Raw genomic sequence first — 8,899 nt, forward strand, 5'->3', positions numbered from 1 at the left:
CTTGGCGTTGGACTACATACGAATTTGCATCGAAGGTAATCCATGACACGCATTAAGGTTTCACTTCTGGTTGTCCTGCTACTGCTGACTGCGCTATGGCTCGCCGCCGATACGCTGTTGCCCGAGCCGTTCACGTACTTCTCGTTTCGCACTGTGTTCATGCAGTACAGCGGGGTGATCGGCATCGGCTTGATGAGCGTGGCCATGCTGCTGGCGCTGCGCCCGAAATGGCTGGAGCCGCATCTGGACGGGCTGGACAAGATGTATCGCCTGCACAAGTGGTTGGGCATCGCCGCCCTGGTGGTCGCCATCGTTCACTGGTGGTGGGGAAAAGGCACCAAATGGATGGTGGGTTGGGGCTGGCTGGAAAAGCCCGCGCGCAAACCGGTGGCCGGAGAAACCCTCGGCGCCATCGAAGGCTGGCTGCGCAGCCAGCGGGGGTTTGCCGAATCCGTCGGCGAATGGGCGTTCTACGCCGCCGTCGTGCTGATCGTTCTGGCTTTGGTCAAGCGCTTCCCCTACCACTGGTTCGTCAAAACCCACAAATGGATCGCAGTCGCCTACCTTGCCCTGGCCTATCACTCCGCCGTGCTCACCAAGGTGGAGTATTGGACGCAGCCGGTCGGCTGGCTAATGGCGGCCTTGCTGCTGGGCGGCACCGTGACCGCGCTGCTGACCCTGACGGGGCGGATCGGCACCGGCCGCAAGGTTACGGGAACCATCGCGGGTCTGATCGATTATCCCGCGCTGCGCGTGCTCGAGACCGCCGTCGTGCTAGAGGACGGCTGGCGCGGCCATGCCGCCGGGCAGTTCGCCTTCGTCACCTCGGACAAAAACGAAGGCGCGCATCCGTACACCATCGCCTCCGCCTGGAACCCCGCTGACCGTCGGCTCGTCTTCATCACCAAGGCGCTGGGCGACCACACCAGCCGCTTGCGGGAAAGATTGAAGATCGGCATGCCGGTGACAGTGGAAGGTCCTTACGGCTGCTTCAACTTCGAGGATGCGCAGCCACGTCAGATTTGGGTGGGTGCGGGCATCGGCATCACGCCGTTTATCGCCCGCCTCAAGCAACGCGCCGCCACCCCGGACGCAAAGACGATTGATCTCTTTCATCCGACTGCCGAGTTCGATCAGGCCGCCATCGACCGTCTCACGGCAGATGCCGAAGCTGCAAGCGTGCGTCTGCACCTACTCGTCGATAGCAAGGATGGACGATTGAATGGCGAACGCATCCGTGCCGTCATTCCGGAATGGCAGTCCGCCAGCATCTGGTTCTGCGGCCCGCCGGGGTTCGGGCAGGCGCTGCGCGAGGACTTCCTCGCCCACGGCCTGCCACCAGAGCGTTTCCATCAAGAACTGTTTCAGATGCGTTGATGGCAGCCCTAATGCAGCTTATCCGATGAGGTTTATCCACTGAATGCCCAACCCATCATTCCACCGGACGCTGCGCGATAAAGCCGCGCAGCGCCGGTGAATTCAAACGTTTAGGCATTTTTCCACCCCTAAACCAGAGTAGTACTATGAAGTCCCTTATAACGACAGCTTCACTTGTTTTTGCAACTCTCCTTAGCGGATGCGCTCATCCAATCAAGATGAGCCAGACGCAACAAAAATTTATAGTTCAACCATCACGACTTCTAAATCCTCAGCCAATGTCGGCTATTACATCCCCGCTGAACTTCTAGCACTTGAAGTTACAACCCCAGGCGGCGGCGGTGACAACGTCCGATATTACCCATATCGCGACATTGAGTCAGGTTACAAACAGGCATTAGATAATGTATTCACTGGAGTTGTAAAACTACCTTCACCGCCGGACCTTTCCCGAGCAAAACAGCAGGGGCTTGACTACATTATCCAACCTCAGATAGTGACCAGCTCTGGGAGTACTGGTTTTTTCACATGGCCACCAACAAATTTTACAGTGGATCTCACTAGTAACGTCCGAGATTCAAGCGGAAAAATAGTAGCGAATCCTAGGGTTGTAGGAGTTGGTACTGCTAATAGCGAGCGCCTGTTTGATCACGGCTTTGCCGGTCGCAGAGCTATGGAAGATGCGCTTTTAAAAACACAGACTGCTTTGAGCGAACTTAATTTTGTCCCGCACGAAATCCCCACACCAATTAATCAAGCGGAAACATCCACAGAAAAACGCTTGAGCACCCTACTGGACCTAAAAGACAAGGGTCTACTCACCAAAGATGAATATGAAAAGAAAAGGCAAGAGATTTTAAAATCGCTATAAAATTGTAGTGCTCCACACGGGCACCGTAGCCTAACAACTGGCTCAAATCGTTCGCTGCGCTCACTGGGACGGGCAAAAGCCCGCCCCTTAACCAAACGTTATGCGAGTCGTTCGTCTTGACGTACGTTCTCAAAGGCGTACACTTGGTTCAAAGTTGAACACGCAAGAGGTGTGTCATGACCGGAATCACAGCAACTGAGGCGCGTAGCAACCTTTATCGGTTGATTGACGAAACCGCTGAGTCCCACGAACCGATCGTCATCATGGGTAAGCGGAACAAAGCTGTCCTGGTTTCCGAGGAAGATTGGTCTGCAATTCAGGAAACACTTTACCTGCTCTCTGTACCGGGTATGCGAGAGTCTATTCGTGAGGGGATGGATGCTCCCGTGGATGAATGCGATGAGGAACTGGACTGGTGACATGGAAGTTGATTTACTCCAACCAAGCCCAGAAAGATGCAAAGAAGCTGGCTTCCAGCGGCCTCAAACCAAAAGCCCAGGAACTTTTAGCACTAATAGCGGAAGATCCATACCGCAAGCCGCCTCCGTTTGAGAAGCTCATTGGTGATCTTGCGGGGGCCTATTCACGCCGCATCAATATTCAGCACCGTCTGGTCTACCAAGTGCTTGAAGACGAGCAAGTGGTGAAAGTCCTCAGGCTCTGGAGCCACTACGAATAATGCATAACCAGCTGCTGTTGCCGGACAATTTTTCCACCGCTGCGCTGTTCCAAAATTGCCGCAAAGCTCCACGTTACAACTCTAGGTGCTGCGTTTGATATCGCGGTAAAAGTTTTCATGCGAACCAAGTGCCATTAACTCGAGAGTAAGCGTGCCATCATTAAAACTGTATCCTAATAATGTAAGCTGTTTGTTCATTTTAAATTTATACACGCGTAAAAAAGACAAGTCGCCTTTTTTCTGTTCGCCAAGCGCGTGTTTCGCCATGATCTCTTTAATGGCGGAATCCAGTTCTTTCTTTTGGTTAGGCTTAAGCTTCTTTATCGCTTTTTTGAAGCTCGGTGTTTGTAAAACACTCGTTGCCTTAACCAAAATCGTAGCTCTCCAGTTTACCTGCTTCTTTTTCAGCTTGCGCAATTATTGTCTGTTTAACAAACTCATACGGCAAATCTGGATTGTCTTCCATAATTTTACCAATTTTAGCCCAATGCTCTATTTGCTTGGGTGGTGTCCGGTTCAGTGCTCTTGCCATAATAGTGGCTTTATCAATAAGGTCTTGGTCTAATCGTATGCTGGTAGTTGCCACTGTCATATCCTCCTGTGGGCCAATATCATCAAATTGTAGCAATATGCCACAATTGAGGCAAGTTGTAACAAGTGGGTCAATGCGACTCCAAAACCTGCGGTTTTTCCGCACATTACCCAAGCGTTAGGAGCCAATATGAAAAATATCGCTGCATTAACCATACTGTTATTGGCATTAACTGGCTGCGCCACCACAGGCAGTCAATCGCCACAGCAGGCTGCAGTAACTGCAGCGACTCTATTTAATGGTCAGAGCTCCAGTTTAATTTGGGTTCCAGGCTCAAGCAACGGTATTTCCGGCGCAATGGCATCTGCCCTTATTGGGAGCGCAGGGTTAGACTCGCCTATTGTCTCAGGTATTCATCAAGCAATAGCACCCGCAAGTAAAACCGATGTGCGTGTAGCCATATCCGGAACTGATAGTACGTTTGCAGCTAAGGCCACTATAGCCGCGCTAAATAACACTTCAAGCATGCTACCTAAATTACAGTTGGCGTTTATTGGCTCCAGTGCAGACGCTGATGAAGTTCGCTCTGCAGTTGAAGTAAAAGGCGGGAAATTCTTATACTCCGCGCCAAATGGCTCCTAACAATTGGTTCAAATCGCTCGCTCCGCTCGCTGGGACGGGCTAAAGCCCGCCCCTTAACCAAACGTTATCTGTACAGGGATAGCTAAGTGAAAAATTACTATTCGGAGGACGAAATAGTTCTTTGTACCTACATTGCGCGCTTCGGCCGAGGCCTTCTCGCAGAAAAGAAAGTATCTACCTTTGGTAAGCGCCCAGTTTCATCGGTTCAAATGAAGGTTCAGAATATTGCCGCAATGTTGGACGAAAAAGGTATTTCTAGAAGCCCAGACATTGCGCCCCTGAGCGGAAAAACCACGAGGGAAAGTGGCAGGGAAACGGACTGGCCCATCGTCGAGAAGCTGGTCTCTATGGAAAAGGCCGAGATCTGGGCAAAATGCAAAGAGGTTCTCGCAAAATGACAGATAACCAAGCGCATCACTACGCAGCCTTCGGCTGCCGGATGCTCGCGAGCTCGCACCGATGTGCGCGGCGTTAGAAGGTTCAGTTATACACTATTCGCCTGTTAACCATAGTTGACAGGGTAATATTCGTTAACTATAGTTCACACATAATTGAAATCCGAACAACAACAGCGTTCTCCAGATGGTTTAAATCTCTCAAGGATCGCAGAGCGAAAGCGAGGATTCAGGCGCGTATCGATCGCGTGGAGATGGGACACTTTGGGGACGTAGCACCAGTAGGTGATGGTATAAGCGAGCTCCGCATCTTCTACGGGCTAGGATACCGAGTCTACTTTGTTCAAAAGGGGCCTGTTGTTGTGATTTTACTTTCAGGTGGTGATAAAAGCTCTCAACAAGCAGATATCGCTAAAGCCAAAGAAATTGCGAAGCAATTAGAGGTATAGACTATGAATGTTAAAACTAAACGTTGGGACTCAGCAGAACATCTTAAAACCCAAGAAGATGTCCAGCTTTATCTTGAGGCATGCATTGAAGAGGCCGGTGACGATTCGGCATTTATTGTTCATGCTTTAAGTGTTGTCGCTCGCGCGCAAAATATGAGTCAGCTTGCGAGGGATGCAGGACTGACACGGGAAGGGCTGTATAAGGCATTATCACCAGAAGGTAACCCTACCTTTGCTACTGTAGCTAAAGTTGCTAAAGCGCTTGGTCTGCAGTTAACCATTCAGGCGCCTGCTAGTTCACCTTCTAACAATCAATTGCATGCGTCCGGTATAACCGGCGCATGAATTGGGCGTTAGAGGCATGAGGTACTCATACGGAAACGGGCCACAGTCCCTGGCTTTTGTTATATATGCAGGGTTGGCAATATTGTTGGGGCTCCCCTTTTTATCGGAAGGAGACGAAAGGCTGGAAAGGCTGTGGGAAATTTATATGACCCCCATCTTTGATGAAGAGCCCATTTTTCCGCTGGTCTTCGCTGTGGTCACGTCACTCGGGCTGAGCCTGATTTATTTCAGCAAATGGTTTTCTGAATTCAGTTCTCGCCCTTCTACTGGGCGTGTTTGTGCCCTGTTATCTATCATCTTGCTTCTTAATGCTCTCATTAACTTTAGCCACCTTGTCGTCTATGGATTTCTCTTTGCGACCTTTCCTACCCTCTGGGCTTGGTGGCGCTCTGACCCAGACGATAAATGGTTATGAGCAGACCGCCTCTAACACTTCGGTCAAGGCCTCTCCCTCCGGTCGCTGGACGCTGCGCGATAAAGCGCCGCGTAGCGCCCTTACCTACAACGTTATATTTTCTTGACCGCACCTGTTAACTGGTGCTATTAATGGTGCCTGTACCACTTTGGAGAATGTGTCATGCAGGTAAAATTTTCAGAAGATGTCGTTCCTCTTTCAGATCTAAAAGTTAATCCGGGAAAGGTGGTTAATCGAGCTCAGGATACACAACGGCCAATCTTGCTTACGAGCCGAGGTCGTGGAGTAGCGGTTGTTCAAGGGCTTGAGGAGTTTGAGAGAACCGCTGAGGAGCTTCGATTCGTTAAAGCCGTGGCTCAAGGTCTCATGGATGTCCGCGAGGGCAGCACAGTTTCTCTAGCTGATGCGAAGAAAACACTGGGCATTAACTAAATGAAGCTACGCATCGCTCAGTCCGCTCTTGGGGATTTGCAATCTATTCAAGAGTACTACAACGAAGAGGGCGTACCGCATATCGGCGATGAGTATGTTATGGCCATTCTGGAACATGCCGAAATGCTTGTGCGCCATCCTGATGCTGGTCGGGTTGTCCCCGAGCTTGGTTCAAGCCATATCCGAGAATTAATCCACTCGCCTTTTCGAGTTGTTTACTTGAGGCAAGAGACTGAGGTTGTGCTCATTAGAGTTTGGCGAAGTGAGAGACAACTTGAGCTACCCGAGAGCAGAATATAACAAGCGGCTGTTGTCGGACGCGTCTACGCTGCGCTCCTTCACGCCGCAAAGCTTGGCGTTAAATTTTTTGCCTAACCTCGCAGACTATGCTGTAATACGTTGTAGTCACTAGGTATGAGGGGGCATAGTCATGAGCGTCACCACGGTTCGCCTTCAGGCAGAAGTTGAACAGCGTTTGGAAGCAATCGCCAGCAGGCTGCACCGTAGCAAAAGCTGGGTGATCAACCAGGCACTGTCGGAATACATAGAAAAGCAGCAGCTTGAGCAAGAGCGTTGGAAACAAACGTTAGAGGCAATGGAGGCTGCTGCCCAAGGCAAGGTTGTTGATGCCAGCGAGGTTCACAGTTGGCTTAATAGCTGGGGAACCGAAAACGAGCAGGATGCGCCAAGGTCAGGTAAGTGAAGCTGGCTTACACGGATGAGGCCATTGATGATTTGAAACGCCTCAGGGAGTTCGTTGCGATGTACAACCCGTCGGCGGCAGCCAGGATTGCCACCGAACTGGTTGGCAAAATCGAATTACTTCCAGAATTCCCCAAAATGGGCACACCAGTTGAAATGGCGCCGGTGCCTGACTCCATTCGAGATATGGTTTTTGGAAAATACGTCGTTCGATATTCACTTCATGCTAGTGCCATCATCATTCTCCGAGTATGGCATGGCCTTGAAGGTGAACGATAGTAATTTAACCAAGCGCGTCACTCGGATGCCTTTGTCTCCACTTCGCTGCGTCAAGGTCACCGGTGCGCTCTGCGTTATGGGTTTTAGAAGTGCTGTTCTACATCCATGCTATTGTGGAGTATGCGGATCACAACAATCTTGGATTCAGTGCCAGCTCGGTAAAAAATGATATGGCTACCTTGGCTAAACTTTTTGTATCCTGGTTTTATATCTTCTGCATCGCGCCCAATCTCCGGCTGTCGAGCAAGGAGCCTGAAAGCATCGTCAAGTTGCTTGAGGTATTTGTCGCGCTGACGCCTTCCCCACTTCTCAGTGGTAAAGCGGCCAATATCAATTACGTCTTTTCGGGCGGCAGAGGTGAGCAAAAATGGAGGCATTAGAGAGCTTCGTTATCCAGTTCTGCAATAACACCTTGAAGCGAATACTCTGTTATCCCGCTTTGCTCGCCTTCATCCAAGAGCCGCCGCAGTCTTTCAAGTTTACTCTCAGTCTCTTCAAGCAAGCGCAATCCTGCTCGTACCACTTCGCTTGCCGATCCATAGCGGCCATTTTCAAGCTGTTCAGCAATGAACTCGTCAAAGTGGGAACCAAGGGTAATGCTGGTATTTCTGGCCATTGGGTGTCTCCTGTACCAAATATTGGTACATTCTGCCAAGATACCCATAACAAGGCAAGGCAGCGGACGCAAAATGCGCCGCTGCTTGGGCGTTAGCCCATTTTAAAAGAAGGAGCATTTAATGCATAAGACAATATATATCGCTGGTATGACTTTGGTCTTCCTTGTTTTAACCGCCTGCGGTGGTTCAAAACCATCCGAAACGGAAATACATACCGCACTGGCTGAAAAGATTGGCCAAAAAAAAGGTTGCGCCACTTCTGTTCTATTCGACACATTGCCCATAAAGCAAGATAGAGTTGCAAGCAATCAGTCTACGCTTAACGCATTGGCTGTTGCTGGTCTGCTGGAAAAATCTGGAAGCACTTATGCACTTACCAGCCTTGGGCAATCAGCATATGATGCGAAAGTCAATGGCTTTTGTTACACGGAGCGTTACGAAATTAAAGATATCACTATTGTAAAAGAAGAGGACAAAAGCGCGCTTTCTGGCACTCCTCTTTCTGGGGCTTGGTATATTTCATTCACCATTACGCCAAACAGTGTTAGTGACTGGGTAAAAAATCCGCAACTTTTGCAGGCAGCCAGCCTTGCCTCGCTTGAGAAAGTATCAGGCTCGCAAAAATACACCGTGCGTTTCGCCAAAAAAGCGGGTGAAGATAAGCTCTTTATTGCTGACCCTAGATTTTCATTTCAACCGGGCATTCATTTCAATATGGGGTGGTAGTGCTGCGAGTGTAGTGTCTTTGTCGCCGCTAACAAGACGCATCATTCGCTCCCTTCGGTCGCTGGGATGCCAGCGCGATGCGGTCGTCACCCAGTACGCGACGTTAGCTTATCTAAGGAACGTCTGAATAACGTTACCGAGGACGCTAGCACAAGGCAAAACGTATGAAAAAGCACAGTTTACACCTAGTAAATGAGCATTTTGAGCACGTTTTTAACGCAGTGATAGCTACGCAGGTAGTTATTCAGAGGTTTCCTAAGCTCAACAATGACTTTAGGAATAGATTATGACTTGCCAACAACAACATCGCTATAATTCCGAGTTTGAATCACTTCCACATGATCAAAGCCATTTTAATGGACTTGACATCCTCCCCGCCCTAAAGGACGGGGATTCCTACAACTAGACGATCATGCCCGACCGCAAGAATGTTCTTGG

18 protein-coding genes are annotated in these 8,899 nt (G+C 50.0%); 14 read left to right on the plus strand and 4 right to left on the minus strand.

The features are described 5' to 3' along the window. Positions 1-42 precede the first annotated feature (42 nt). The 4 genes from QEZ41_RS11455 (at position 43) to QEZ41_RS11470 (ending at position 2,927) form a co-directional block, all read left to right on the plus strand. The gene (locus QEZ41_RS11455; protein WP_289411728.1) at positions 43-1,377 is read left to right on the plus strand and encodes a ferredoxin reductase family protein; all 1,335 of its coding nucleotides are present in this window, start codon (positions 43-45) and stop codon (positions 1,375-1,377) included. A 199-nt stretch (positions 1,378-1,576) separates the two neighbouring features. Next, the gene (locus QEZ41_RS11460) at positions 1,577-2,248 is read left to right on the plus strand and encodes a hypothetical protein (protein ID WP_289411729.1); all 672 of its coding nucleotides are present in this window, start codon (positions 1,577-1,579) and stop codon (positions 2,246-2,248) included. A gap of 176 nt (positions 2,249-2,424) precedes the next feature. Further along, entirely contained in the window at positions 2,425-2,667 is a 243-nt protein-coding gene (locus QEZ41_RS11465) for a type II toxin-antitoxin system Phd/YefM family antitoxin (RefSeq protein WP_289411730.1), read from the plus strand. Continuing rightward, a complete protein-coding gene (locus tag QEZ41_RS11470; RefSeq protein WP_289411731.1) occupies positions 2,664-2,927 on the plus strand; it encodes a Txe/YoeB family addiction module toxin in 264 nt (87 codons plus the stop codon). The genes QEZ41_RS11465 and QEZ41_RS11470 overlap by 4 nt, the downstream gene beginning before the upstream one ends. A gap of 81 nt (positions 2,928-3,008) precedes the next feature. Here the strand turns inward: QEZ41_RS11470 and QEZ41_RS11475 are convergent, their stop codons facing one another. Both QEZ41_RS11475 and QEZ41_RS11480 read right to left on the minus strand, forming a co-directional pair. Next, on the minus strand, positions 3,009-3,299 hold the full coding sequence (locus tag QEZ41_RS11475; RefSeq protein WP_289411732.1) for a type II toxin-antitoxin system RelE/ParE family toxin: 291 nt from the start codon (positions 3,297-3,299) through the stop codon (positions 3,009-3,011). Next, positions 3,292-3,513 carry a TA system antitoxin ParD family protein gene (locus QEZ41_RS11480; RefSeq protein WP_289411733.1) on the minus strand — a complete coding sequence of 74 codons (222 nt, stop codon included), beginning with the start codon at positions 3,511-3,513 and terminating at the stop codon, positions 3,292-3,294. Before QEZ41_RS11480 ends, QEZ41_RS11475 begins: the two co-directional genes overlap by 8 nt. 135 nt (positions 3,514-3,648) lie before the next feature. Here QEZ41_RS11480 and QEZ41_RS11485 point away from each other — a divergent pair, with 135 nt between their 5' ends. The 9 genes from QEZ41_RS11485 (at position 3,649) to QEZ41_RS11525 (ending at position 7,118) form a co-directional block, all read left to right on the plus strand. Further along, positions 3,649-4,101 (plus strand): hypothetical protein, encoded by a 453-nt coding sequence (locus tag QEZ41_RS11485; RefSeq protein ID WP_289411734.1) that lies wholly within the window; start codon positions 3,649-3,651, stop codon positions 4,099-4,101. Positions 4,102-4,187: 86 nt separating this feature from the next. After that, positions 4,188-4,499: a hypothetical protein gene (locus QEZ41_RS11490; protein ID WP_289411735.1), complete on the plus strand. Its 312-nt coding sequence runs from the start codon at positions 4,188-4,190 to the stop codon at positions 4,497-4,499. Positions 4,500-4,648: 149 nt separating this feature from the next. Next, complete coding sequence (locus QEZ41_RS11495; protein WP_289411746.1) at positions 4,649-4,945, plus strand: type II toxin-antitoxin system RelE/ParE family toxin; 297 nt, start codon at positions 4,649-4,651, stop codon at positions 4,943-4,945. 3 nt (positions 4,946-4,948) lie between these two features. After that, positions 4,949-5,290, plus strand: coding sequence for an addiction module antidote protein (locus tag QEZ41_RS11500; RefSeq protein ID WP_289411736.1), 342 nt, complete (start codon positions 4,949-4,951; stop codon positions 5,288-5,290). Between the two features lie 145 nt (positions 5,291-5,435). Beyond that, positions 5,436-5,705, plus strand: coding sequence for a hypothetical protein (locus tag QEZ41_RS11505; protein ID WP_289411737.1), 270 nt, complete (start codon positions 5,436-5,438; stop codon positions 5,703-5,705). Between the two features lie 162 nt (positions 5,706-5,867). Further along, positions 5,868-6,137 (plus strand): type II toxin-antitoxin system Phd/YefM family antitoxin, encoded by a 270-nt coding sequence (locus QEZ41_RS11510; RefSeq protein ID WP_289411738.1) that lies wholly within the window; start codon positions 5,868-5,870, stop codon positions 6,135-6,137. Beyond that, entirely contained in the window at positions 6,138-6,437 is a 300-nt protein-coding gene (locus QEZ41_RS11515) for a type II toxin-antitoxin system RelE/ParE family toxin (RefSeq protein ID WP_289411739.1), read from the plus strand. A gap of 130 nt (positions 6,438-6,567) precedes the next feature. Then, the gene (locus QEZ41_RS11520) at positions 6,568-6,840 is read left to right on the plus strand and encodes a CopG family ribbon-helix-helix protein (RefSeq protein ID WP_289411740.1); all 273 of its coding nucleotides are present in this window, start codon (positions 6,568-6,570) and stop codon (positions 6,838-6,840) included. Beyond that, complete coding sequence (locus QEZ41_RS11525) at positions 6,837-7,118, plus strand: type II toxin-antitoxin system RelE/ParE family toxin (protein WP_289411741.1); 282 nt, start codon at positions 6,837-6,839, stop codon at positions 7,116-7,118. Before QEZ41_RS11520 ends, QEZ41_RS11525 begins: the two co-directional genes overlap by 4 nt. Positions 7,119-7,201: 83 nt before the next feature. Here the strand turns inward: QEZ41_RS11525 and QEZ41_RS11530 are convergent, their stop codons facing one another. Together QEZ41_RS11530 and QEZ41_RS11535 are read right to left on the minus strand one after the other, a co-directional pair. Then, on the minus strand, positions 7,202-7,495 hold the full coding sequence (locus tag QEZ41_RS11530; RefSeq protein WP_289411742.1) for a type II toxin-antitoxin system RelE/ParE family toxin: 294 nt from the start codon (positions 7,493-7,495) through the stop codon (positions 7,202-7,204). Further along, positions 7,495-7,734 (minus strand): type II toxin-antitoxin system ParD family antitoxin, encoded by a 240-nt coding sequence (locus QEZ41_RS11535; RefSeq protein ID WP_289411743.1) that lies wholly within the window; start codon positions 7,732-7,734, stop codon positions 7,495-7,497. Before QEZ41_RS11535 ends, QEZ41_RS11530 begins: the two co-directional genes overlap by 1 nt. Before the next feature lie 121 nt (positions 7,735-7,855). Here QEZ41_RS11535 and QEZ41_RS11540 point away from each other — a divergent pair, with 121 nt between their 5' ends. Continuing rightward, positions 7,856-8,461, plus strand: coding sequence for an acyltransferase (locus QEZ41_RS11540; RefSeq protein WP_289411744.1), 606 nt, complete (start codon positions 7,856-7,858; stop codon positions 8,459-8,461). The last annotated feature ends 438 nt before the right edge of the window (positions 8,462-8,899 follow it).

The organism is Thiopseudomonas acetoxidans, assembly GCF_030362935.1.
In the GTDB taxonomy this organism is placed as follows: Bacteria; Pseudomonadota; Gammaproteobacteria; order Pseudomonadales; family Pseudomonadaceae; genus Thiopseudomonas; species Thiopseudomonas acetoxidans.

What these genes read in the sequence shown, in the direction of transcription:
- QEZ41_RS11455 (WP_289411728.1), top strand. Translation starts at nt 43, where the DNA reads ATGACACGCATTAAGGTTTCACTTCTGGTTGTCCTGCTACTGCTGACT.
- QEZ41_RS11460 (WP_289411729.1), top strand. Translation starts at nt 1,577, where the DNA reads ATGCGCTCATCCAATCAAGATGAGCCAGACGCAACAAAAATTTATAGT.
- QEZ41_RS11465 (WP_289411730.1), top strand. Translation starts at nt 2,425, where the DNA reads ATGACCGGAATCACAGCAACTGAGGCGCGTAGCAACCTTTATCGGTTG.
- QEZ41_RS11485 (WP_289411734.1), top strand. Translation starts at nt 3,649, where the DNA reads ATGAAAAATATCGCTGCATTAACCATACTGTTATTGGCATTAACTGGC.
- QEZ41_RS11500 (WP_289411736.1), top strand. Translation starts at nt 4,949, where the DNA reads ATGAATGTTAAAACTAAACGTTGGGACTCAGCAGAACATCTTAAAACC.
- QEZ41_RS11505 (WP_289411737.1), top strand. Translation starts at nt 5,436, where the DNA reads ATGACCCCCATCTTTGATGAAGAGCCCATTTTTCCGCTGGTCTTCGCT.
- QEZ41_RS11510 (WP_289411738.1), top strand. Translation starts at nt 5,868, where the DNA reads ATGCAGGTAAAATTTTCAGAAGATGTCGTTCCTCTTTCAGATCTAAAA.
- QEZ41_RS11515 (WP_289411739.1), top strand. Translation starts at nt 6,138, where the DNA reads ATGAAGCTACGCATCGCTCAGTCCGCTCTTGGGGATTTGCAATCTATT.
- QEZ41_RS11520 (WP_289411740.1), top strand. Translation starts at nt 6,568, where the DNA reads ATGAGCGTCACCACGGTTCGCCTTCAGGCAGAAGTTGAACAGCGTTTG.
- QEZ41_RS11530 (WP_289411742.1), bottom strand. Translation starts at nt 7,495, where the DNA reads ATGCCTCCATTTTTGCTCACCTCTGCCGCCCGAAAAGACGTAATTGAT.
- QEZ41_RS11535 (WP_289411743.1), bottom strand. Translation starts at nt 7,734, where the DNA reads ATGGCCAGAAATACCAGCATTACCCTTGGTTCCCACTTTGACGAGTTC.
- QEZ41_RS11540 (WP_289411744.1), top strand. Translation starts at nt 7,856, where the DNA reads ATGCATAAGACAATATATATCGCTGGTATGACTTTGGTCTTCCTTGTT.